The sequence below is a fragment of the Shinella sp. WSD5-1 genome, from assembly GCF_963942435.1.
Taxonomy (GTDB): Bacteria; Pseudomonadota; Alphaproteobacteria; order Rhizobiales; family Rhizobiaceae; genus Shinella; species Shinella yambaruensis.
The window spans coordinates 315,623-337,394 of sequence record NZ_OZ012600.1 but is presented as its reverse complement, the minus strand read 5'-3'; the positions used below and the strand labels follow the sequence as shown (position 1 = coordinate 337,394).

Genomic DNA, 21,772 nt, shown 5'->3' with positions numbered 1-21,772 from the left:
GTTTCCCCGCCGCGGCCGGTCCGGTTCCCGGAGGCGATGCCTGCGTCCTCGACGCGTTTCCGCTTTTCTCCGAATCGCGAAAACGCTCTAACCCTTTATTTTACCGCATTTCCGGACGCAAAACCGCTTCACACTTTTGCTGGAAATGCTCTATTTCTCGAAATAGGTCGGCTTGCCGTCCTCGCCCTTGCGCCATTCGTAGATGACATAGTCGGGGCGGTTGATGTCGCCCTTGGCGTCGTAGCCGATCTCGCCCAGCGCCGTCGCCCAGGGACCGCCGGACCTGATGGTCTCGGCGACCTTCTGCGCGTCCTCGGCCGAGCCCGTCTTCTCGATGGCGGCGGCGACGATCTGCACGGCGATGTAGGAATAGAGCGTATAGGCCTCCGGCTCGAAGCCGGCGGCACGGAAGGCCTCGACCACCTCCTTTGCCGCCGGGTTGCGGCGCGGGTCGGGGGCGAAGGTGTTCAGCGTGCCGACGACGGCGTCGCCCGCGATCTGCGCCAGCTCGCTGGAGACCATGCCGTCGCCGGAGAACAGCGTCGCCTTCAGCCCCTGGTCGGCCGACTGGCGCATGATCAGCCCGGCCTCGGTGTGCAGGCCGCCGAAATAGATGAGCGTGACGCCGGCATCCTTCATCTTGGCGATCAGCGCGGAAAAATCCTTCTCGCCGCTGGTAATGCCCTCATAGAGGACCTCGGTGATGCCCTCGCCGTTCAGCTCCTGCTTGGCCACGTCGACGAGGCCCTGGCCGTAGGGCGTCTTGTCATGCACGATGGCGATCTTCGCATCTCTGAAATTGGCCGCGATATAGGCCGCCGCCACCCTGCCCTGCTGGTCGTCGCGCCCACAGGTGCGGAAGGTGTTCCACAGGCCCCGCTCGGTGAACTGCGGGTTGGTCGAGGCCGGCGTGATCTGCAGCACGCCGTTTTCCGCATAGACCTCGGAGGCGGGGATCGAGACGCCGGAATTGAAATGGCCGACGACATAGTGGATGCCGTCGGCGACGAACTTGTTGGCGACCGAGATGCCCTGCTTGGGGTCCGAGACGTCGTCGCCGATGACGATCTTCACCTGCTCGCCGAGCACGCCGCCGGCCGCGTTGATGTTGGCGGCCGCCTGTTCCGCGCCCTTGACGAACTGCGCGCCGAAGGCGGCGTTCGGGCCGGTGATGGGGCCGGCGACGCCGATGACGATATCGGCGAAGGCGCTGCCGCCGGACAGGGCCAGGGATGTCAGGACCACCGAGGACAAGAGGATTTTCTTCATGGATGCGCTCCCAGTTTGGCTGCGGGCGATGGTTGAGGCCTTGCTGCGCTGCCCACGATCGGCGCAGAACGCCATCCGGCGCGTGAAGACACCCGCCAGGCATTCGGTCGTGATGATGTCGGACTGTGTCCGGCGGGCGGTTCGGGCTCCCGCCCCGCCGGCCGGCCTGCCAGGCGGCGAAGGCGCGGCGCCCCGGCTCCATGCCGCCCGGCTCCCCTTCTTTCGAGAGGGGATGATGCGGCGGAGAAATATGGTATGCAATGACCGAAGGTTTCAGATTTCGTGATCGCTTTTGCCATAGGGACGGAGGGCAGGCCGCATGGAACGCCGCATGATCGCGCCCTGCTTCATGGACGACACGCTCGAATGCCTGCGGCGGCAGGGGGTGGAGGCCGCGCCGCTCCTCGCCGAAGCGGGCCTCCCGCCGGTCATCAACGGCCCCATCCCGGCCGAGCGCTACGGCGCCTTCTGGCACGCGGTGGCCCGCACCATGGACGACGAGTTCTTCGGCGAGGGCGCGCGGCCCATGCGTGCCGGCTCCTTCGCGCTGCTCTGCCAGGCCATCCTCTCGACGGCGACGCTGGAACATGCGCTGCGGCGGGCGCTGCGGTTCCTGAGGATCGTGCTCGACGATCCGCACGGCACGCTGGTCGTCGAGGAGGGACTGGCGCAGATCGTGCTGAAGGATGCGGGCGGGCCGCGCTCGGCCTTCGCCTACCGCACCTTCTGGATCATCGTGCACGGGGTCAATTGCTGGCTGATCGGGCGGCGGCTGCCGATCCGCTGGGTCGATTTCCGCTGCAGCGCGCCGCCGGCCGGCGCCGATTACCGCCTGTTCTTCGGCGCGCCGGTGCGCTTCGACCAGCCGCAGACGCGGCTGGTCTTCGATGCCGAGTTCCTGAACCTGCCGACCATCCGCGACGAGCGCGCGCTGAAGGAATTCCTCCGCCACGCGCCGGGCAACATCCTCGTGCGCTACCGGCACGACATGGGCCTGTCGGCCGCCATCCGCAAGCGCCTCGGCGGCCTCGCGCCGCAGGCCTGGCCGGGTTTCGAGGAGCTGGCCGGGCGCATGCGCATCCCCGCGCCGAGCCTGCGGCGGCGGCTGAAGCTGGAGGGGCAGACCTACCGGGAGATCAAGGACGACCTGCGCCGCGCGCTCGCCATGGAGGCGCTGGCGGAGGGCCATGCCAATGTCACGCAGCTTGCCGCCGACCTCGGCTTTTCCGAGCCGAGCGCCTTCTACCGCGCCTTCCGCAAGTGGACCGGGAAGTCCCCGGCCGTCTTCCGGCGCAGTGCGGGCGCGACGGAGGCGTAGGGCGGTCTTCCCGTCAGTTCTCCTCGAACTCGACGAGCGTGCCCTGGAAATCCTTGGGATGGGCGAAGACGACAGGATTGCCGTGCGCGCCGGTCTTCGGCTCGCCGCCGCCGAGCAGGCGGATGCCGTTTTCCGTCGCCGTGCCGATGGCCGCCGAAATGTCGTCCACGTCGAAGCAGATGTGGTGGATGCCGCCCGCCGGCTGGCGTTCCAGGAAGGCGGCGATGGGCGAATTCGGCCCCAGCGGCTCCAGGAGCTCGATCTTGGTGTTCTCGAACTCCACGAAGACGATGCGCACGCCGTGTTCCGGCAGGTCCTGCGGCTCGGTCGTCGCAACGCCGAGGTCGCGGTAGCGGCTGGCCGCCGCTGCCAGATCCGGGACGGCGATGGCGATATGGTTGACGCGTTTCAGCATGTTGGCCTCACTGGTTCCTGCGGCGGCCTTCGATCAGGTCGAGCACCGTCCGGGCGGCATCGAGCACGTTGGTGCCCGGGCCGAAGACGGCGGCCACCCCGTTGTCCATCAGATAGGAATAGTCCTGCCGCGGGATGACCCCGCCGCAGACGACGATGATGTCCTCGCCGCCCTTGGTCTTCAGGGCCTCGGCAAGCTGCGGCATCAGCGTCTTGTGGCCGGCGGCGAGCGAGGAGACGCCGATGACGTCGACGCCCTTCGCCGCGGCCATGGCGGCCGCTTCGTCCGGCGTCTGGAACAGCGGCCCCGCCAGCACGTCGAAGCCGAGGTCGCCGAAGGCCGAGGCGATGACCTTGGCGCCGCGGTCGTGGCCGTCCTGGCCGAGCTTGGCCACCATCACCCGTGGCTTGCGCCCGAGCTTTTCGGCGACGCCGTCGAGACGCTCCGTCAGGACCGACAGTTCCGGTTCGCCCTCATAGGCCTTGCCGTAGATGTTGCGCACGACCTTGGGCTCGGCGACATGGTTGCCGAAGACCGCGCGCAGGGCATCGGAGATCTCGCCGACGGTGGCCCTGGCGCGGGCGCAGTCGACAGCCGCGTCCAGGATATTGCCCTCGCCGGTGCGGGCGGTCTCCTCGAGGCGCGCGAGCGCGGCCGTGACGGCGGCGGAATCCCGCCGGCGCCGGATCGCTTCGAGCCGCTTGATCTGCGACGAGCGGACGGCGGTGTTGTCGATCTCCAGCGTGTCGATCGGCGCTTCGTCCTCCAGGCGGAACCTGTTGACGCCGACGATCACCTCCTCGCCCTTGTCGACCGCCGCCTGCCGGCGCGTCGCCGCCTCCTCGATCAGCCGCTTCGGCAGGCCGGCATCGACCGCCTTGGTCATGCCGCCCATCGCCTCCACCTCCTCGATCAGCGCCCAGGCCTTTTCCGCCAGCTCGCTGGTGAGGCTTTCGACGTAGTAGGAGCCGGCGAGCGGATCGACCACCCTGGTCACGCCCGTCTCGTTCTGCAGGATGAGCTGGGTGTTGCGGGCGATGCGGGCGGAAAACTCCGTCGGCAGCGCGATCGCCTCGTCCAGCGCATTGGTGTGCAGCGACTGGGTGCCGCCAAGGGCTGCCGACAGCGCCTCATAGGCGGTGCGGATGACGTTGTTGTAGGGGTCCTGCTCCTGCAGGGAAACGCCGGAGGTCTGGCAATGGGTGCGCAGCATCAGCGAGGACGGCTTCTTCGGCTCGAATTCCTGCATGATGCGCGTCCACAAGAGCCGCGCCGCGCGCAGCTTGGCGGCCTCCATGAAGAAGTTCATGCCGATGGCGAAGAAGAAGGAGAGGCGGCCGGCGAAATCGTCGACGTCGAGGCCCTTGGCGAGCGCGGCGCGGACATATTCGCGCCCGTCGGCCAGCGTGAAGGCCAGTTCCTGCACCAGCGTCGCGCCGGCCTCCTGCATGTGGTAGCCGGAGATCGAGATGGAGTTGAACTTCGGCATCTGCCGCGCGGTATATTCGATGATGTCGGCGATGATCCGCATCGAGGGGGCGGGCGGATAGATATAGGTGTTGCGGACCATGAACTCCTTGAGGATGTCGTTCTGAATGGTCCCCGACAGCTTTTCGCGCGGGACGCCCTGTTCCTCGCCGGCCACGATGAAGCTGGCGAGGATGGGGATGACGGCGCCGTTCATCGTCATCGACACGGAAATCTTCTCCAGCGGGATGCCGTCGAACAGGATCTTCATGTCCTCGACGCTGTCGATGGCGACGCCCGCCTTGCCGACATCGCCGACGACGCGCGGATGGTCGCTGTCATAGCCGCGATGGGTGGCAAGGTCGAAGGCGACCGACACGCCCTGCTGCCCGGCGGCCAGATTCTTGCGGTAGAAGGCATTCGAGGCCTCGGCGGTGGAGAAGCCGGCATATTGCCGGATGGTCCACGGCCGCCCCGCATACATGGTCGCGCGCGGCCCGCGCACGAAGGGCGCAAAGCCGGGCAGCGAGGACAAGTGGTCGATGCCCTCGATATCGGCGGCCGTGTAGAGCGGCTTGACGGCGATGCCCTCCGGCGTCTGCCAGGTCAGCGTCTCGGGGGAGGCCTTCAGCTCCTTTTCGGCCAGCGCCTGCCAGTCGGCGATCGTCTTCTCGTTCATCGGGCGCCCTCCTGCCGGCCGCGATCAAGGTCGTTTGCCATCATTCGAACTCCCATCATTCGAACTCCATGATCAGCTCGTCGACCGCAAGGCTCGCGCCCGGCTCGACGGCGACGCGGCTGACGACCGCGCGCTTTTCCGCGCGCAGGATGTTCTCCATCTTCATCGCCTCGACGACGGCGAGCGCCTGCCCGGCCTCGACCGTATCGCCCGCCTTGACGCTGACGGAGGTGATGACGCCCGGCATCGGGCAGAGCAGCATCTTCGAGGTGTCCGGCGGCTGCTTCTTCGGCATCAGCCGCGCCAGCGCCGCGACCCGGCCCGAACGGACATGGGCCTTGACGTCCATGCCCCGCCAGCGCAGGCGGATGGCCGGGCCGACGAGATCGACCTTCATGCCGACCGTCTCGCCGGCAATGGTGAAGGAGGCATGGGTGGAGCCCGGCACGAAGCTGCCGGCGACGGGCAGCACGGTGCCGTCGGCAAAGCGCACGCTGGCGCCCTCCACGCCGGTTTCCAGCGTCAGGGCAAGCTCGGTCTCGCCGAAGCGCACGACCCAGTCCTTGCCGAGGACGCGGCGGTGGTTGCCGATCGTGCCGGAAATCTGCACGGCGCGGGCCTGCATCACCTGGTTGACCGAGGCGGCGACGGCGGCAAGCACCCGCGCGGCCTCTCCATCCGGCTCGACGCCGTTAAAGCCGTCCGGGAACTCCTCCGCGATATAGGCGGTTGTCAGCCGGCCCTCGCGGAACCGCGGCTGCTGCATGACGGCCGACAGGAACGGCAGGTTGTGGCCGACGCCCTCGACCTCGAAAGCGTCGAGCGCGCGGGCCATGGCATCCACCGCCGCAAGCCGGGCCTCCGCCCCCTCGCCCGGTGCCCAGGCGCAGAGCTTGGCGACCATCGGGTCGTAATACATCGAGATCTCGCCGCCCTCGTAGACGCCGGTATCGTTGCGCACGACCGTGCCGTCGGCCGCCTTGCCCTCGGCCGGCGGGCGGTAGCGCGTGAGGCGGCCGATCGACGGCAGGAAGTTGCGGTAGGGGTCCTCGGCATAGAGGCGGCTTTCGATCGCCCAGCCGTCCAGCTTCACGTCGTCCTGCCCGAAGGCCAGCTTTTCGCCGGCGGCGACGCGGATCATCTGCTCGACGAGGTCGATGCCGGTGATGAGCTCCGTCACCGGATGCTCGACCTGCAGGCGCGTGTTCATTTCGAGGAAGTAGAAATTGCGGTTCCCGTCGACGATGAACTCCACCGTACCGGCGGAATGGTAGCCGACGGCCTTCGCCAGCGCCACGGCCTGCTCGCCCATGGCCTTGCGCGTTGCCGCATCGAGGAAGGGCGACGGCGCCTCCTCGATGACCTTCTGGTTGCGCCGCTGGATCGAGCATTCGCGCTCGCCGAGATAGAGCGTGCTGCCGTGCTTGTCGCCCAGCACCTGGATCTCGATATGGCGCGGCTGCGTGACGAACTTCTCGATGAAGATGCGGTCGTCGCCGAACGAGCTCTTCGCCTCGTTCCGGGAGGACTGGAAGCCCTCGCGCGCCTCCGCGTCGTTCCAGGCGATGCGCATGCCCTTGCCGCCGCCGCCGGCGGACGCCTTGATCATCACGGGATAGCCGATGCGCGAGGCGATCGTCACCGCCTCGTCGGCATCCTCGATCAGGCCCATATGGCCCGGCACCGTGTTGACGCCCGCCTCCGCCGCCAGCTTCTTCGAGGTGATCTTGTCGCCCATCGCCTGGATGGCGCCGACCGGCGGGCCGATGAAGGCGACGCCCTCCTTCTCCAGCGCCTCGGCGAAGGCGGCGTTTTCCGACAGGAAGCCGTAGCCGGGATGCACGGCGTCCGCGCCGGTCTTGCGGATGGCGTCGAGGATGCGGTCGATGACGATGTAGGACTGTGCCGACGGCGCCGGCCCGATATGCACGGCCTCGTCGGCCATGGTCACATGCAGCGCGTTGCGGTCGGCATCGGAGTAGACCGCGACGGTGGGAATGCCGAGCCTGCGGGCGGTCTTGATGACGCGGCAGGCGATCTCGCCGCGATTGGCAATCAGGATTTTCTTGAACATCAGGTGTCTTCCGGTCCCGGTCTGTCTTTGTATTTCTTTTCGTAAGGCATCAGCAGGATGGCCGAGGCCGTCGCGGCCCCGCCGAACAGCGAGGCGAAGGGCACGACGAGCAGCAGCACCGGCATGACCGGATCCGCCGCGCGGGCGATGCGCGTGCCGATGCCGCCGATATCGAGGACGATGACGGCGGCGGCCGTCGCCGCGCCGATCAGGCCGCCGACGAGCGCATGCAGCATCATGAAGCGCAGCATGTGCCAGTGATCCTTGCGTGCCTCCTCCGGCGTCAGTTCCGGCCGTTCCATCCTCCCCGCCCTCGTCAAAGGGGTATCGTGTCGTGCTTCTTCCAGCGCGTCTCCACCTGCTTGTTTTTCAGCGATGCGAAGGCCCGGGCGATGCGCCGGCGCGAGGAATGCGGCATGATCACCTCGTCGATGAAGCCGCGCTCGGCGGCGACGAAGGGATTGGCGAAACGTTCCTCGTATTCCTTCGTGCGGGCGGCGATCTTCTCCGCATCGCCGAGCTCCGAGCGATAGAGGATCTCGGTCGCGCCCTTGGCGCCCATGACGGCGATCTCGGCGGTCGGCCAGGCATAGTTGACATCGGCGCCGATATGCTTGGAGGCCATGACGTCATAGGCCCCGCCATAGGCCTTGCGGGTGATCAACGTCACCATCGGCACCGTCGCCTGGCTGTAGGCGAAGAGCAGCTTGGCGCCGTGCTTGATGATGCCGTTATATTCCTGCGCGGTGCCGGGCAGGAAGCCGGGCACGTCGACGAGGGTCAGGAGCGGGATCGAGAAGGCATCGCAGAAGCGCACGAATTTCGCGGCCTTGCGGGCGGAATCGATGTCGAGGCAGCCGGCCAGCACCATCGGCTGGTTGGCGACGACGCCGACCGTCTGGCCTTCCAGCCGGATGAAGCCGGTGATGATGTTGCGGGCGAAGGCCTCCTGCAATTCGAAGAAATCGCCCTCGTCGGCCAGAGCCAGGATCAGCTCCTTCATGTCGTAGGGCTTGGTCGAGCTTTCGGGCACGAGGCTGTCGAGGCGCATCTCGAGGCGCGCGGGGTCGTCGTGGAACGGGCGGACCGGCGGCTTCTCGCGGTTGTTGAGCGGCAGGAAATCGAAGAGCAGCCGGACATTCTCCAGCGTCTCGACGTCGTTCTCGTAGGCCGCGTCGGCGACGGAGGACTTCTTCGTGTGGGTGCCGGCGCCGCCGAGTTCCTCGGCGGTGACGATCTCGTTGGTGACGGTCTTCACCACGTCCGGGCCGGTCACGAACATGTAGGACGTGTCGCGCACCATGAAGATGAAGTCGGTCATGGCCGGCGAATAGACGGCGCCGCCCGCGCAGGGGCCCATGATGACGGAGATCTGCGGGATGACGCCGGAGGCCTCCGCATTGCGGCGGAACACCTCGGCATAGCCGGCGAGCGAGGCGACGCCCTCCTGGATGCGCGCGCCGCCGCTGTCGTTGAGGCCGATGACCGGGGCACCGTTGCGCACCGCCATGTCCATGATCTTGCAGATCTTCTGGGCATGGGTTTCCGACAGCGAGCCGCCGAGCACGGTGAAATCCTGGCTGAAGACATAGACCTGCCGGCCGTTGATCGTGCCCCAGCCGGTGACGACGCCGTCGCCCGCGAAGGTCTGCCCCGCCATGCCGAAATCGACGGCCCGGTGGGTGACGTACATGTCGTATTCCTCGAAGGAGCCCTCGTCGAGCAGCACCTCGATGCGCTCGCGCGCCGTCAGCTTGCCCTTGCCGTGCTGGGCGTCGATGCGCTTCTGGCCGCCGCCGAGCCTCGCCTCGCTGCGGCGTTGTTCGAGTTGTTCAAGGATGTCGCGCATGAAGGCTCCCACTGGTGTCGTCTGGTAGTCATACCGGTTTGCACAGGTTTGCTGAAGTCTTGATCGGGCGCGAATGTGGAATTATAAATTCGCGAATTGAAACTTGCGAAATTGCGAACATGGCACTCGGAAAACTGTTCATCGGCCTGAAGGTGCGCGAGTTGCGCGTGGCGAGCCAGCAGACGCAGAGCCAGTTCGCCAAGCGCATCGGCATCTCCACCAGCTACCTCAACCAGATCGAGAACAACCAGCGCCCCGTCTCCGCCGCCGTGCTCTTGCAGCTCGCCGACAAGTTCAACCTCGACATCAGCGAGCTTTCGCGCGGGGAGACCGACCGGCTGCTCTCGGCGCTCAGCGAGGCGCTCGCCGACCCGATCTTCGAGAGTTTCAGCCCTTCCCTCCAGGAACTCAAGCTGATTTCGCAGAACGCCCCGGCGCTCGCCCATGCACTCGTGCTCGCCCACCAGGCCTATCGCCGCAAGAGCGAGCAGCTGGCGAGCCTCGACCACGACCGCGAGAACGCCCCCGGCCTCGGCGCCACGCCCTACGAGGAGGTGCGCGACTTCTTCCATTTCGTCGACAACTACGTGCACGCGCTCGATGTTCTTGCCGAAACGCTGGCGGCCGGCCTCTACGGTGCGGGCTTCGACCGCAGGTCCGCCCTCGTGCGCCACCTTGAAAAGCAGTTCGGCGTCTCGGTCGCCTTCGCCGAGACCAATGACGGCCCGCTGCGCCATTACGACCGCGAGCGGAAGGTGCTGACCCTCAACCGGCTCTCGGCGAACCCGACGCAGGTCTTCCAGCTCGCCCACCAGGTCTCCCAGCTCCATGCGGCACAGGAGATCGAGGAGATCGTGCAGCGGGCGAATTTTCGCACGGACGAAGCAAGGGACATCTGTCGCATCGGGCTGCACAACTATTTCGCCGGCGCCCTCGTCATGCCCTACGGTGAATTCCTTTCCGCCGCGCAAAAACTGCGCCACGATATCGAACTGCTCTCCGCCCGCTTCGAGGCCTCGCTGGAACAGGTCTGTCACCGGCTCTCCACGCTGCAGCGGCCGGGCAGCAAGGGCGTGCCGATCTTCTTCGCCCGGATCGACCGCGCCGGCAACATCACCAAGCGACACAGCGCGACCAAGCTGCAATTCGCCCGCTTCGGCGCGGCCTGTCCGCTGTGGAACGCCCACCGGGCCTTCGAGGTGCCGCAGGGCATCATCCGCCAGCTGGCCGAAACGCCCGACGGGGTGCGCTATCTCTGTCTTGCGACGCAGACCTTCAAGGGCACCGGCGGCTTTGCCGCCACGCGCACGGGCTATGTGCTCGCCTTCGGCTGCGAGGTCTCCTATGCCGACCAGTTCGTCTATGCCGACGACCTTGCGATCGGCGAGCGCTCCCGCTTCGAGCCGATCGGCATTTCCTGCCGGCTGTGCGAGCGTGGCAACTGTCCGAGCCGCGCCGTCCCGCCGATCCGCGGCCGCCTGCAAGTCGATCCCGACATCCGCGAGACGATCCCCTACCGTCTTGCCTGAGGGGCCGGCTTGCCTTTCGCCGGGCGGTCCCTGCATAGTCCCGGCCGATTTCGAACACGGGAAGGACCGACGAGACATGCCGACACAGCCCCGCCTCATCGATCTTGCCGCCGACACCGCGACGCGCCCCTCCAAGGGCATGCGCCAGGCCATCGCGGCGGCGCCCGTGGGCGACGAGCAGCGGGGCGAGGACCCGACGACGCTGGCGCTGGAGGCGCGGTCGGCCGGGCTTCTCGGGCAGGAGAAGGCGCTGTTCCTGCCGTCCGGGACGATGGCGAACCAGATCGCCTTCCTCGTCCATTGCCGGGCGGGGGACGAGATCGTCTGCGCGGAGAACGCCCATGTCTTCGGCTCGGAGGGGGCGGGGGCGGCCGCGCTTTCCGGCGCGCAGTTCCGGCCGATCGAGACGGCGACGGGCCTCTTTTCCGTGGAGGACGTCGCCCGCCGGCTGCGGGCGCCGCGCCACCGTTCGCCGCGCAGCCGGGTCATCGCCATCGAGCAGACCACCAACCGGGGCGGCGGGCGCATCTGGCCCGAGGCGGAGATCCTCGCCCTGAAGGCGCTGGCGCAGGAGAAGGGGCTTGCGCTGCACATGGACGGCGCGCGGCTGCTCAACGCCGCTGTCGCCACCGGCCTTGCGGCGGCGCGCTTCGCCGCGCCCTGCGACAGCGTCTGGATCGACCTCTCCAAGGGACTGGGATGCCCGGTCGGCGCCGTGCTGGCGGGACCGGAGGCCTTCATCGAGGAAGCCCTGGTCTGGAAGCACCGGCTCGGCGGGGCGATGCGGCAGTCCGGCATCCTCGCCGCCGCGGGGCTCTATGCGCTCGACCACAATGTCGCGCGCCTGGCGGAGGACCATGACAATGCCCGGCGGCTTGCCGCGCTCCTTGCCGGCGTGCCGGGCCTGACGCTGCAACCCGAGAGCAGCTTCACCAACATCCTCTTCCTCGACCTTGCCGGCACGGGCGTTGCCGCGCGCGCATTGGCCGAGGCGCTGCTCGGCGCGGCGATCCGCGTCAATGTCGAGGGCGTAAGCCGCATCCGCCTGGTCACCCATCTCGATATTTCGGCCGGGGACGTCGAGACCGCCGGGCGGGCGATCGTGGCGGCGCTGGCGCGGCTGCGGGCCGCTCCGCAAGGTCATGCCGCGCCATAGAAAAGGCTGCGCGCCATACCCCCTGTCAGCTACAGGGCAATCGCATATGGAATTCGGCATTACCGTTCTTCCCCTTCTCCCCCGCGGGGAGAAGGTGCCGGCAGGCGGATGAGGGGGATGGCGAAGGCAGGGAAGTTAGGAATCCCACCCGAATCACCCCCTCATCCGACCCTTCGGGCCACCTTCTCCCCGCGGGGGAGAAGGGGAAGGCGGCAACGTTGAATTCCATATGCGATTGCCCTGCCGTCCGATGGGTAGCAGCCGGCGGCAGGGCTTTCTCCGTCATTTCGGTGCGTGGCCGTGTTCGGCGTCGATCGACCGGCTCTCGCCTGTCGCGACCATGGTGCGGGTGGCGTCGACCGTGGCATAGGTCCAGAAGATGCGCATCGGCTTGTCCGACGCGTTGATGAAGCGGTGCGGCACGTTGGCCGGGATCCAGGTCGTGTCGTTGGTGGCGAGGTGGTGCTCGACACCGTCGATCTCGGCGATCGCCTCGCCCTCGATCACCATGACGCTCTCCTCGCAATTGTGGAAATGCAGGCCGATTGCGGCGCCGGGATCGAAGGCGGTGATGCCGTTGATCATGCTGGTGGAGCCGCAGCGGCGGGTGACGAGCGGCGTGGTGCGCGCGCCGCCGCCGCGATCGTTGGTCTTCAGTTCGTGCGGGCGCAGGATGGCAGGTTCGGGCATGTGGGACCTCACTTGGAAGGACCGATCCAGACGGTCTTGACGTTGACGAATTCGCGGATGCCGTAGACGCCGAGCTCGCGCCCGTAGCCGGAGCGCTTGATGCCGCCGAAGGGGTAGCGCGGGTCGGAGGCGGTCATGCCGTTGATGAAGACGGCGCCGGCATCGATGCGGGCGGCAAGCGCCCGGCCGCGGGCTACGTCGCCCGTCCAGAGCGCGGCGCCGAGGCCGTATTCGCTGTCATTGGCCATGGCGACGGCCTCGTCTGCGTCCTTCGCGCGGATGATGGCGGCGACCGGGCCGAAGGTCTCCTCACGGAAGGCGGTCATGCCGGGCCGGACATGATCGAGCACGGTCGGCGGATAGTAGAAGCCGTCGCCCTCGACCGGCGCGCCGCCGAGCTTCAGCACGGCCCCTTCGGCGAGCGAGCGCTTCACCTGCTCGTGCAGGCCGGTGCGCAGGTTCTCGCGGGCCATCGGGCCGATCTTCGTGTCGCGCGCCATGGGATCGCCGATCGTCAGCGCGGCGGCCTTTTCGACGAAGAGCGCGGTGAAGCGGTCCGCCACGGCCTCCTCCACGATGAAGCGCTTGGCGTTGACGCAGGACTGGCCGACATTGATGTAGCGCGCCTTGACGGCGGTCTCGGCGGCGGCGTCGAGATCGGCATCGGCGAGCACGATGAACGGGTCGGAACCGCCGAGCTCCAGCACCTGCTTCTTCAGCGCCTTGCCGGCCTGCGCGGCGACGATGGCGCCGACCTCGGTCGAGCCGGTCAGCGTCACGGCGGCGATGCGCGGGTCGGCGATGAGGCCGGCGACCCTGGACGTGTCGACGAGGAGCGTCGCCGTCAGCCCGGCCGGGGCGCCGGCGGCCTCCATCACCTCCTGCACGGCGAGCGCGCATTCCGGCACGTTGTTGGCATGCTTGAGGATGGCGCCGTTGCCGGCGGCGAGCGCCGGGGCGGCGAAGCGGAAATACTGCCAGAACGGATAGTTCCACGGCATGATCGCCAGCACCACGCCGAGCGGCTCGAAGGCGACGACGCTTTCGCTGGCATTGGAGGCGACGGGCTCGTCGGCGAGATAGGCCGGCGCATGCTCGGCATAGAAGTCGCAATTATACGCGCATTTCTCGATCTCGGCCTCGGCTTCCGCGATGGGCTTGCCCATTTCGCGCACGATCATCCCGGCATAGCGCGCCTTGCCGGCGCGCAGCGCCGCGGCCATGCGGGTGAGCAGCGCCACGCGCTCGCCGACCGGCACGCGCCGCCAGGCACGCTGCGCCCGGGCGGCCGCTTCCAAAGCGGCGTCCACGGCGGCATCGTCCTGCAGGTCGAAGCTGCGGATGGGCCGGCCGGTGGCGGGGTTGACGGAGGTGATGGCTGTCATGGCGAAACCTTTTCGGAAAGGAGCCGCTTCCAGCCGGGCAGGAAGGCAGCGCTGGCGGATGTCGCGGCGGAGGGGATGTATTCGAAGCCGATGGCGCCGGCATAGCCCGCCGCCGTGAGGGCGGTAAGGACGGACTCGAAGGAGAGCGTGCCGGTTCCCGGCTCGTGGCGGCCGGGATGGTCGGCGATATGGACATGGCCGAGGCGGCCGGCGTTCCGCGTGATCCAGCGGCGCGGGTCCTCGCCGAGCACGGCGGCATGGTAGGTGTCGAACAGGAGGGCGAAACGGCCCTGGAACTGGTCCTGCAGGTCCGCAGCGAGGGTAAGGCTGCCCATGTGGTAGCCGGGAATGGTGATCGCCTCGACGAGCACCCGCACGCCGCTGCCCTCCACCCGGTTCAGCGCCCAGGAGAGGTTGAGCCTGTAGGTCTCGGCGGCATCGAGGAGCCCGCCCTTCGGCACGCCCGCCATGGGGTGGACGAAGGGGCAATCGACCTCCAGCGCATAGGCGAGCGCGCGGTCGAAGCCGGCGCGGAACTCCGCCTCGCGGCCGGCGAGCGCGGCAAGGCCCTTCTCGCCCGCAGCCGCATCGCCCATGCCCGAGGTGACCTGCGAGAAGGTGAGGCCGAGATCGGCAAGGCGGGCCCGCATCTCCTTCGCCGGCACCGCCCAGGGCTCCGGATGCTCGACGGCGGTGAAGCCGTCGTGCGCCGCCGCCGCCGGCCGCTCGGCAAGCGGCAGGTCTGCGTAGAGATAGCCGATATGGGCGGAGAGACGGTTCATCAGGCCGCCTCGAATGGGGCCGCGCTGCCTTCCGGCACGGCGATGCCGGCGCCCGCGCCCTCGGCGGCAAGGTCCGCGACGACATTGCCGGTGACGGGAATGCCGGTGCGGCGGCGCTCGTCCTCGCGGCGCTGCTCCGGTTCGCCCGGCATCATGATCTCCTCGACGCCGGCCGCGCGCGGCAGCCGCTTGATGCGCTCGTAGAATTCATCCATCCGCGCGCCGAAATCGTCCAGCGAGAGGAAGAGGTCGGGCTTGATGGCGAAGAACAGGTGGCCGACATTCTGCGGCTCGGAATGGTCGAAATAGAGGCTCTTCACGTCGCCGCCGAAATTCGCGCCGGTGAGGACGCCGGACATCAGGTCCATCAGCGTCGCCAGCACCGAGCCCTTGACGCCGCCGAAGGGCAGGCAGACGCCCTCGAAGGCCTTGGCGGCGTCCGTGGTGGGGTTGCCCTCGACATCGAGCGCCAGGCCCTCGGCTATCGGATCGCCCTTCATGGCGGCGAGCCGGATCTTGCCGCGCGCAATCACCGTCATCGCCATGTCCATGAGATAGGGCGGGTGCTTGCCGCCCGGAATACCGGCGGCGATGGGGCTTGCGCCGAGGAAGGTGGTGCGCCCGCCCCACATCGGAATGGCGGGCGAGGAATTGGTGAAGATCATCGAGATGAAGCCGCGCTCGATGGCGCGCAGCGCATAACACGCCCCCATGCCGAAATGGGTGGAGCGGCGGACGCCGGCAAGGCCGATGCCCATCTCGCCGGCAATGTCGCAGGCGGCGTTCATAGCGATGTTCGAGGCGATGAAGCCCATGCCGTTGTCGCCGTCGACCGCGGCGACGGCGCCAGCCGCCTTCGTCACCGTCACGTCGGGGCGCGGATTGACGAGGCCGCGCTTCAGCCGCTCCAGATACATCGGGATGCGGCTGACGCCGTGGCTGTCGACGCCGCGCAGGTTCGCCTTGACGAGGTCGCCCGCGATCAGCGCCGCGTCCGCCTCGCTCATGCCCACGGAGAGGAACAGGGCTTTGGCGTATCGGATCAGGTCTTCGGCTCTAAAATAAAGCGTTTCGGCCATTTCGGGCTCCCGGAGGGTTGCGACCGCCCGCCCGGCCGCAGGGAGGCGGCCGGTCAGGCATCGGCGTGGATGGTGGGCGGCGTCAGACGCCGGCGGTTTCGTCGGGCATGTCGATCTTGCGGGTGCGCCGCCAGTGCAGCATCGCCGGCACGATCAGGATCAGGACCGAGACGGCGATGAGCACGGCCGAGAGCGGGGTGGAGACGAAGACCGTCGGATCCCCCTGCCCCACGGCGAGCGCCCGGCGCATCTGCACCTCCGCCATCGGCCCGAGGATGAGGCCGATCAGCACCGGCGCGATCGGGAAATCATAGACGCGCATCATGTAGCCGAGCACGCCGACGCCGGCCATCATGGCAAGGTCCACCCAGGAGTTCGACACGCCCCAGATGCCGACCAGCGAGAAGATCAGGATGCCGGCATAGAGATAGGGACGCGGGATGAAGAGCAGCCGCACCCACAGCCCCGCCAGCGGCAGGTTGAGGATCAGCAGCATCAGGTTGCCGACATAGAGCGAGGCGATGAGGCCCCAGACGAGATCGGCGGAGTTGATGAACAGCAGCGGCCCCGGCTGCAGCCCGTAGTTCTGGAAGGCGGCGAGCAGGATCGCGGCGGTGGCCGAGGTCGGCAGGCCGAGCGTCAGGAGCGGCACCAGCACGCCGGCGGCAGCGGCGTTGTTCGCGGCCTCGGGACCGGCCACGCCCTCGATGGCGCCATGGCCGAACTCCTCCGGATGCTTGGTCAGGTTGCGCTCGACCGTATAGGAGAGGAAAGTCGGGATCTCCGCGCCGCCGGCCGGCAGCGCGCCGATGGGAAAGCCGAAGCCGGTGCCGCGCAGCCACGGCTTCCACGAGCGCTTCCAGTCTTCCTTCGTCATCCAGATGCCGCCGGAAAGCGGATTGAGGTTGGGCTTCTGGAAGCCGAAGCGGCTGGCGACATAGAGCGTCTCGCCGACGGCGAAGAGCGAGACGAGCACGACGGTCATCTCGACGCCGTCCATGAGGTCCGGCACGCCGAAGGTCAGCCTTTGCAGGCCGGTCTGCTTGTCGATGCCGACGACGCCGAGCGACAGGCCGAGGAAGAGCGCGATGAAGCCGCGCACCTTGGACGTCCCCATCACCACGGAGACGGACAGGAAGGCGAGCAGCATCAGGGCGAAATAGTCCTGCGGCTTGAAGATGAAGGCGAGCTCGGCGATGGGCGGGGCGAGGAAGGTGATGCCGAGCGTGCCGATGGTGCCGGCGACGAAGGAGCCGATCGCGGCCGTGCAGAGCGCCGCCGCGCCGCGGCCCTGGCGGGCCATCTTGTTGCCTTCCAGCGCGGTCATCATCGAGCCGCTCTCGCCGGGCGTGTTGAGCAGGATCGAGGTGGTGGAGCCGCCATACATCGCGCCGTACAGGATGCCGGCGAACATGATGAAGGCCGCCGTCGGTTCGATATAGACGGTGACGGGCAGGAGCAGCGCGATGGTCAGCGCCGGGCCGATGCCGGGCAGCACGCCGATGGCGGTGCCCATGAAGGTGCCGACGAAGGCCCAAAACAGGTTCTGCGGCTGCAGGGCGACGGAAAAACCGTTCATCAGGCCGGTGATCGCGTCCATCCTACACCCCCATCATCGGAAGAAGACCGCCGAGCTGGACGCCCAGCTTGCGGAAGAGCCACCAGCACAAAAGCGAGAAGCCGAAGCCGAGCACCAGGTCGAGATGCCAGCGGCGCGACTTGAAGGCCGCCGCGACCAGCACGAAACAGCCGGTGCAGGTGATGACGAAGCCGAGCGGCTTCATCGTCAGCATCGGCAGGGCGCTGGCGGCCGCGGCAAGGCCGAGCGCCATGTAGTTGACCTTGTGGTCCTCGCTCACGTCCTCGGCGCCCTGTTCCTCGAACGGAACGCCCCGGTAGATCTGCAGTGCCAGCAGCAGGCCCAGAACGACCAGGCCGAGCCCGACGGCCGAGGGCATGAAGCCCGGGCCGACATGGGCGTACTGGTCGAACTGGGGCAGTTCCGCGGCCTTCAAGAAAACGATGGCTCCCCAGCCGACCGTTCCCGCCGCAATCCAATAGGGGCGTTCCGTCATGTCAGACATCCTTTCGAAAAGCGCGGCGGCGGCTTACTTGGTGAGGCCGGCTTCCTTCAGGATTGCGCCGATGCGGGTCTTTTCGTCGTTCAGGAAGGCGACGAAATCATCCCCGGCGAGATAGGCGTCTTCCCAGCCCTGCTTGGCCAGGATGTCCTTCCAGGCAGTGCTGTCGTGCATCTTGGCGAAGCGGTCGAGCCACATGGTACGGCCCTCCGCCGACATGTCGGGCGCGCCGACGATGCCGCGCCAGTTGCCGACGACCACGTTGAGGCCGGCTTCCTTCAGGCTCGGCGCGTCGATGCCCTCGACGCGGCCCTCGGAGGTGACGGCGATGATGCGGATGCGGCCGGCATCGGCCATCGGCTTGAATTCCGAGACGCCCGAGACGGCGACCGTCACGGCGCCGCCGCCGAGCGCGGTCACGGCTTCCGCGCCGCTGTCATAGGGGATGTAGTTCAGCCTGGCCGGCTCCAGACCGCTTTCCTTGGCGATCAGCGCCATCACGATATGGTCGACGCCGCCGGCCGAGCCGCCGCCGATCGACACGGCACCGAGGTTCTCCTTCATCGCCTTGACGAGGTCGTCCACCGTCTTGATCGGGGAATCGGTCGCCACCGCGACGACGCCCGTATCGTTGGTGAGGCGCACCAGCGGCGTCACGTCGTCGAGCGTGACGGGCGAGGAATTGAGCAGGATGCCCCCGACCAGGATGACGCCCATCGACATGACGGCATTGTCGTTGCCGCGGTTCGCGCCGACGAATTCGGCAAGGCCGATCGTGCCGCCGGCACCGCCCTTGTTGGTGAAGGTCGCGCCATCGGTGAAGATGCCTTCCTTCGACATGGCCTCGAACGGCAGGCGCGCCATGGCGTCATAGCCGCCGCCGGCGCCGCCCGGCGCCATCACCACGGCCGGATCGGCAAGGGCCGGCGCTGCGGCCGAAAGCGAAAACGCCAATGCTGCGGCAAAAACTGCTTTGATCATAATTTCCTCCCAAAAAGTCCGGGCCGAAAGCCCCGGTGCTGCCGAGCGGCAACACAGACACCGGCCTCCTTGCCGTTGTCTTAATAATACACTTACGACAATATTATCGATTGCGCAACACCGTTGTTGCCGTTGGGAGGCAACGGTTCCGCGCAATAAGCGGTCCGGGTTCCGGACCCGGTGCAGCCCCCCTCTGCCCTGCCGGGCAGAGGGGGGTGGCCGTCATCTCCATTGTTCATAGGCCACTGCTGAAGCGACATCGTTTCAAAAGAAAACAACGGAGCGCCGGCAACCTCGGCCTGCAAACAAAACGCCCCCTGCCGGAGGCAGAGGGCGTCGAAAGGAAACCGTGCGCAACAGGCCGGTCAGTCGATCTGCAGTTCCTCCAGCAGGCAGGCCCAGCCGGCGCCGTGCATGTCGCGGTCGGCGCGCGTGCCCTGGACGACGGGGCGCGGCACGGAGAACTTCACCACGTTGAGCGCCGGGATGTCGAAGCGCTTGAGCAATTGCTGCTCGACGCCGAAGAGCTTCGCCACCGTGGCGTCCTTCAGCCCGTCGCGCACCCGGGCATAGGTCACCGGATCGTCGCAGAAGACATCGACCGTCAGCCAGAACGGCCCGGCATTCTTGGAGCGCACCTTGCTGACGAGGCTTCCCAGTTCAGGCATGCCCCACCTCATGCGTCTCGAGCACGAAGGCGGCGAGCGGGTCGTCCAGTTCCATCACATGGTTGAGGCAGAACTCGTAGAGCGCGCCGCGCTGCATTTCGGCGGGCGAGAAGGGAAAGGCGAAGGTCGGCATCGGCTCGTCCTCGGTCAGGGGATGGTGCAGGAGATAGGGGTTGAGGATCTTGCCGGCCTCGGCCGCCAGCTCGGCGGTCGGGCAGGTGAGGATGCCGAGAATGCCGACCTCGACGGGAATGTCGTGGCGGTTCTCCAGCGCGCCGAGCGTCGCATCCATGCCGATCAGCCGGATCTCGACGGTGAAGGCATCGGGGGCAAGGCCCATGCGGGCGACGATCTTGTCGCGCACCCTGGCCTCGACATCCGCCGCCCATTCGCGCACATGCTCGACATAGCGGCGCTCGCGCACCACCGCGAGGCCGACCGTCTGGTAGCCGACGATGCGGGCGCCCTCCAGCTTGACCGTGTAGCCCCCCGGCACCCATTTCGAGCCCTCGACGCGCACCCGGCGCCCGTCGAGCGCCTCGTATTCCGACCGCGTCACGTCGAGATGGCCGCCCGGCTCGTGCAGGATGAAGGGGTCGGAGTTCTCGTAGAGCATGTGGGCGGAGACGGTGTAGGGCGTCGCGGCGGCATCGGCGGCCATCGGCTCGATGGTGAAGCCCGAGGCGTCGAAATCGATCTGGATCACGCCGGAATTCGGCTGCGTGGTGGCGAGCGCCCCGCATTCGCCGACCTTGGCGCCGTGCCAGGCGGCGCCGGCATGGTCGCCGCGTACGACCGGCAGGGCCGCGATGATGGCGGTGTCCGTGGTGCGGCCGGCGATGACGATGTCCGCCCCGGTGGCGAGCGCCGCCGCCACCTGCTCGACGCCGGCCAGCGCGACGATGTTGGTGCAGTCGTCGACGATGGCCTCGTTGATGTCGGGCGCAGCGGGCAGCGCGTGCAGGCGGCCCTCGCCGAGCGCGGCCTTAACCCGTTCCTTCGGCTGGCCGGATTTCAGCGTCGCGACCTTGACCTGCATGCCCTCCTCCAGGGCGATCTCGCGGGTGATGTCGAACAGCCAGTCGACCGCGGCATCGGCGCCGCAGGTGCCGGCCGTGCCGATGACGAGCGGCACGCCGGCCTTGGCCCGCGCCTGCATCAATTCGCGCCACTCCACCTTGGTCGAGGCGCGCGAATATTTCGAGACGCCGCGCCCGAGATAGGACGGGCCGCTGTCCGTCGATCCGCCGTCGATGGCGATGATGTCGGGCCGGTTGGCGACGCCGCGCTCCAGCGCCGCGCGGTCATAGCCCAGTCCCAGCGCGCCTGCGGGTATAAGTACGCGTGTCATGTGTCACCTCCCTTGCTCGGCCCGCCAGCGGGGCCACCGGAAAACATTTCAGCACGGGCCTTGCGCAGCTTGGCCCTGCCGAGGTGGTCGTGCATCAGGTCCGCCGCCCTGCCGGTATCGCCGGCATCCAGCGCGTCGAGAATGGCGAGGTGCTCGGCATTCTGGCCGCGCACCTGCTCGGCATTCAGCGTCTGGCGGTATTCGATCAGGCGGCGGAGCTGGTTGAGCTTCTGCACCGTGTTGACCAGGAAACGGTTGCCGGAGAGCGCAGCGAGACCCTCGTGGAAGGACGAATTCGCCTCGAACAGCTCCATCTGGCTGAGCCGACGCCAGCCGCCGTCGGCGACGATCTCCTGCCGGCGGCGCAGGTCCGCGAGCACGGCGGGATCGGCCCGGAACTCGGGCGAGCGGATGCCGTGCACCTCGATCGCCTGGCGCAGGTCGTAACATTCCCGGTAGGCCTCGACGGAATCGATCAGCACCGCGAAGGTCCAGCCCCGGCCCTCGTTGCGCTCGATCCAGCCCTCGCCGGAAATGCGCGTCAGGATGCGCCGCAGCCCCAGCCGCGACACGCCGTAGCGCCGCATCAGGTCGGTCTCGCTGACCCGGTCCGGCAGGCGGCGCGACAGGCGGTCTTCGGCGATGCGCAGATAGGTCGCCTCGTCCGACGTCTCGTTGGCCGCCGGCAGCGGATCGGCGGCGATGCGGTCGGGATCGCGCAGGTAGAAGCCCTTGTTGGGCACCCGCTCGACAATGCCCTGGTCGGCCAGGATGCCGAGCGCCGAGCGGATCGGCTGGCGCGACGTGCCGAACAGGGACTGGAGGCTGGCTTCCGTCAGGTGCTGTCCCCGTTCCATGGCCGATGTCCTGATATGGCGGACGATCTTGTCCGCCAGCGAGCGATGAAGTTCGTTCATGATCGACCCCTGGATGGTATTAAGCGCGTATATACGACAATCCACAGGCAATCAATCTGGCGGCGCCGGTCCTGCCGGCGCA

General features: G+C 67.8%; 19 protein-coding genes. 3 read left to right on the top strand and 16 right to left on the bottom strand.

Annotated elements, in window-relative coordinates; all coding sequences use genetic code 11:
• Positions 1 to 150: 150 nt before the first annotated feature.
• Positions 151 to 1,269, bottom strand: coding sequence for a branched-chain amino acid ABC transporter substrate-binding protein (locus tag AABQ55_RS31985; protein ID WP_272808907.1), 1,119 nt, complete (start codon positions 1,267 to 1,269; stop codon positions 151 to 153).
• 319 nt (positions 1,270 to 1,588) lie between these two features.
• Between AABQ55_RS31985 and AABQ55_RS31980 the strand changes: the two genes are divergently transcribed.
• A complete protein-coding gene (locus AABQ55_RS31980; protein ID WP_272808906.1) occupies positions 1,589 to 2,587 on the top strand; it encodes an AraC family transcriptional regulator in 999 nt (332 codons plus the stop codon).
• Between the two features lie 13 nt (positions 2,588 to 2,600).
• Here AABQ55_RS31980 and mce read toward each other — a convergent pair whose 3' ends face one another.
• From mce to AABQ55_RS31955, 5 genes are read right to left on the bottom strand one after another with little or no spacing between them, the layout of a single operon-like run.
• Positions 2,601 to 3,002 carry a methylmalonyl-CoA epimerase gene (mce, locus tag AABQ55_RS31975; RefSeq protein WP_244768878.1) on the bottom strand — a complete coding sequence of 134 codons (402 nt, stop codon included), beginning with the start codon at positions 3,000 to 3,002 and terminating at the stop codon, positions 2,601 to 2,603.
• Positions 3,003 to 3,009: 7 nt separating this feature from the next.
• Positions 3,010 to 5,148 (bottom strand): methylmalonyl-CoA mutase, encoded by a 2,139-nt coding sequence (gene scpA, locus AABQ55_RS31970; protein WP_272808905.1) that lies wholly within the window; start codon positions 5,146 to 5,148, stop codon positions 3,010 to 3,012.
• A gap of 55 nt (positions 5,149 to 5,203) precedes the next feature.
• Positions 5,204 to 7,222 (bottom strand): acetyl-CoA carboxylase biotin carboxylase subunit, encoded by a 2,019-nt coding sequence (locus AABQ55_RS31965; RefSeq protein ID WP_272808904.1) that lies wholly within the window; start codon positions 7,220 to 7,222, stop codon positions 5,204 to 5,206.
• Positions 7,222 to 7,524, bottom strand: a complete 303-nt coding sequence (locus tag AABQ55_RS31960) for a hypothetical protein (protein WP_272808903.1) — start codon at positions 7,522 to 7,524, stop codon at positions 7,222 to 7,224. Before AABQ55_RS31960 ends, AABQ55_RS31965 begins: the two co-directional genes overlap by 1 nt.
• A gap of 14 nt (positions 7,525 to 7,538) precedes the next feature.
• Positions 7,539 to 9,071 (bottom strand): acyl-CoA carboxylase subunit beta, encoded by a 1,533-nt coding sequence (locus tag AABQ55_RS31955; RefSeq protein WP_272808902.1) that lies wholly within the window; start codon positions 9,069 to 9,071, stop codon positions 7,539 to 7,541.
• Between the two features lie 119 nt (positions 9,072 to 9,190).
• On the opposite strand from AABQ55_RS31955, the gene AABQ55_RS31950 reads away from it, so the two are divergent.
• Together AABQ55_RS31950 and AABQ55_RS31945 are read left to right on the top strand one after the other, a co-directional pair.
• A complete protein-coding gene (locus AABQ55_RS31950) occupies positions 9,191 to 10,600 on the top strand; it encodes a helix-turn-helix domain-containing protein (RefSeq protein WP_272808901.1) in 1,410 nt (469 codons plus the stop codon).
• A 76-nt stretch (positions 10,601 to 10,676) separates the two neighbouring features.
• Complete coding sequence (locus AABQ55_RS31945; protein ID WP_272808900.1) at positions 10,677 to 11,756, top strand: threonine aldolase family protein; 1,080 nt, start codon at positions 10,677 to 10,679, stop codon at positions 11,754 to 11,756.
• 282 nt (positions 11,757 to 12,038) lie between these two features.
• On the opposite strand, the gene AABQ55_RS31940 is transcribed toward AABQ55_RS31945, so the two are convergent.
• From AABQ55_RS31940 to AABQ55_RS31895, 10 genes are all read right to left on the bottom strand, one after another.
• Positions 12,039 to 12,446: a cupin domain-containing protein gene (locus AABQ55_RS31940; RefSeq protein WP_272808899.1), complete on the bottom strand. Its 408-nt coding sequence runs from the start codon at positions 12,444 to 12,446 to the stop codon at positions 12,039 to 12,041.
• 8 nt (positions 12,447 to 12,454) lie between these two features.
• On the bottom strand, positions 12,455 to 13,831 hold the full coding sequence (locus AABQ55_RS31935; protein WP_272808898.1) for an NAD-dependent succinate-semialdehyde dehydrogenase: 1,377 nt from the start codon (positions 13,829 to 13,831) through the stop codon (positions 12,455 to 12,457).
• Positions 13,828 to 14,613 (bottom strand): hydroxypyruvate isomerase family protein, encoded by a 786-nt coding sequence (locus AABQ55_RS31930; protein WP_272808897.1) that lies wholly within the window; start codon positions 14,611 to 14,613, stop codon positions 13,828 to 13,830. The genes AABQ55_RS31935 and AABQ55_RS31930 overlap by 4 nt, the downstream gene beginning before the upstream one ends.
• A complete protein-coding gene (locus AABQ55_RS31925) occupies positions 14,613 to 15,692 on the bottom strand; it encodes an Ldh family oxidoreductase (protein WP_272808896.1) in 1,080 nt (359 codons plus the stop codon). Before AABQ55_RS31925 ends, AABQ55_RS31930 begins: the two co-directional genes overlap by 1 nt.
• Before the next feature lie 82 nt (positions 15,693 to 15,774).
• On the bottom strand, positions 15,775 to 17,292 hold the full coding sequence (locus tag AABQ55_RS31920; protein ID WP_244768868.1) for a tripartite tricarboxylate transporter permease: 1,518 nt from the start codon (positions 17,290 to 17,292) through the stop codon (positions 15,775 to 15,777).
• 1 nt (position 17,293) lies between these two features.
• On the bottom strand, positions 17,294 to 17,767 hold the full coding sequence (locus tag AABQ55_RS31915) for a tripartite tricarboxylate transporter TctB family protein (protein WP_272808895.1): 474 nt from the start codon (positions 17,765 to 17,767) through the stop codon (positions 17,294 to 17,296).
• A gap of 33 nt (positions 17,768 to 17,800) precedes the next feature.
• A complete protein-coding gene (locus AABQ55_RS31910) occupies positions 17,801 to 18,754 on the bottom strand; it encodes a tripartite tricarboxylate transporter substrate binding protein (RefSeq protein ID WP_244768866.1) in 954 nt (317 codons plus the stop codon).
• A gap of 365 nt (positions 18,755 to 19,119) precedes the next feature.
• Entirely contained in the window at positions 19,120 to 19,422 is a 303-nt protein-coding gene (locus AABQ55_RS31905) for a DUF4387 family protein (protein ID WP_272808894.1), read from the bottom strand.
• The gene (locus AABQ55_RS31900) at positions 19,415 to 20,773 is read right to left on the bottom strand and encodes an acyclic terpene utilization AtuA family protein (protein WP_244768864.1); all 1,359 of its coding nucleotides are present in this window, start codon (positions 20,771 to 20,773) and stop codon (positions 19,415 to 19,417) included. Before AABQ55_RS31900 ends, AABQ55_RS31905 begins: the two co-directional genes overlap by 8 nt.
• Positions 20,770 to 21,690: a GntR family transcriptional regulator gene (locus tag AABQ55_RS31895; protein ID WP_244768863.1), complete on the bottom strand. Its 921-nt coding sequence runs from the start codon at positions 21,688 to 21,690 to the stop codon at positions 20,770 to 20,772. The genes AABQ55_RS31900 and AABQ55_RS31895 overlap by 4 nt, the downstream gene beginning before the upstream one ends.
• Between the last annotated feature and the right edge of the window lie 82 nt (positions 21,691 to 21,772).

Bases quoted from the DNA above. Each gene is read 5' to 3' on its own strand.
- AABQ55_RS31985 (WP_272808907.1), bottom strand. From the start codon at position 1,269: ATGAAGAAAATCCTCTTGTCCTCGGTGGTCCTGACATCCCTGGCCCTG.
- AABQ55_RS31980 (WP_272808906.1), top strand. From the start codon at position 1,589: ATGGAACGCCGCATGATCGCGCCCTGCTTCATGGACGACACGCTCGAA.
- mce (WP_244768878.1), bottom strand. From the start codon at position 3,002: ATGCTGAAACGCGTCAACCATATCGCCATCGCCGTCCCGGATCTGGCA.
- scpA (WP_272808905.1), bottom strand. From the start codon at position 5,148: ATGAACGAGAAGACGATCGCCGACTGGCAGGCGCTGGCCGAAAAGGAG.
- AABQ55_RS31965 (WP_272808904.1), bottom strand. From the start codon at position 7,222: ATGTTCAAGAAAATCCTGATTGCCAATCGCGGCGAGATCGCCTGCCGC.
- AABQ55_RS31960 (WP_272808903.1), bottom strand. From the start codon at position 7,524: ATGGAACGGCCGGAACTGACGCCGGAGGAGGCACGCAAGGATCACTGG.
- AABQ55_RS31955 (WP_272808902.1), bottom strand. From the start codon at position 9,071: ATGCGCGACATCCTTGAACAACTCGAACAACGCCGCAGCGAGGCGAGG.
- AABQ55_RS31950 (WP_272808901.1), top strand. From the start codon at position 9,191: ATGGCACTCGGAAAACTGTTCATCGGCCTGAAGGTGCGCGAGTTGCGC.
- AABQ55_RS31945 (WP_272808900.1), top strand. From the start codon at position 10,677: ATGCCGACACAGCCCCGCCTCATCGATCTTGCCGCCGACACCGCGACG.
- AABQ55_RS31940 (WP_272808899.1), bottom strand. From the start codon at position 12,446: ATGCCCGAACCTGCCATCCTGCGCCCGCACGAACTGAAGACCAACGAT.
- AABQ55_RS31935 (WP_272808898.1), bottom strand. From the start codon at position 13,831: ATGACAGCCATCACCTCCGTCAACCCCGCCACCGGCCGGCCCATCCGC.
- AABQ55_RS31930 (WP_272808897.1), bottom strand. From the start codon at position 14,613: ATGAACCGTCTCTCCGCCCATATCGGCTATCTCTACGCAGACCTGCCG.
- AABQ55_RS31925 (WP_272808896.1), bottom strand. From the start codon at position 15,692: ATGGCCGAAACGCTTTATTTTAGAGCCGAAGACCTGATCCGATACGCC.
- AABQ55_RS31920 (WP_244768868.1), bottom strand. From the start codon at position 17,292: ATGGACGCGATCACCGGCCTGATGAACGGTTTTTCCGTCGCCCTGCAG.
- AABQ55_RS31915 (WP_272808895.1), bottom strand. From the start codon at position 17,767: ATGACGGAACGCCCCTATTGGATTGCGGCGGGAACGGTCGGCTGGGGA.
- AABQ55_RS31910 (WP_244768866.1), bottom strand. From the start codon at position 18,754: ATGATCAAAGCAGTTTTTGCCGCAGCATTGGCGTTTTCGCTTTCGGCC.
- AABQ55_RS31905 (WP_272808894.1), bottom strand. From the start codon at position 19,422: ATGCCTGAACTGGGAAGCCTCGTCAGCAAGGTGCGCTCCAAGAATGCC.
- AABQ55_RS31900 (WP_244768864.1), bottom strand. From the start codon at position 20,773: ATGACACGCGTACTTATACCCGCAGGCGCGCTGGGACTGGGCTATGAC.
- AABQ55_RS31895 (WP_244768863.1), bottom strand. From the start codon at position 21,690: ATGAACGAACTTCATCGCTCGCTGGCGGACAAGATCGTCCGCCATATC.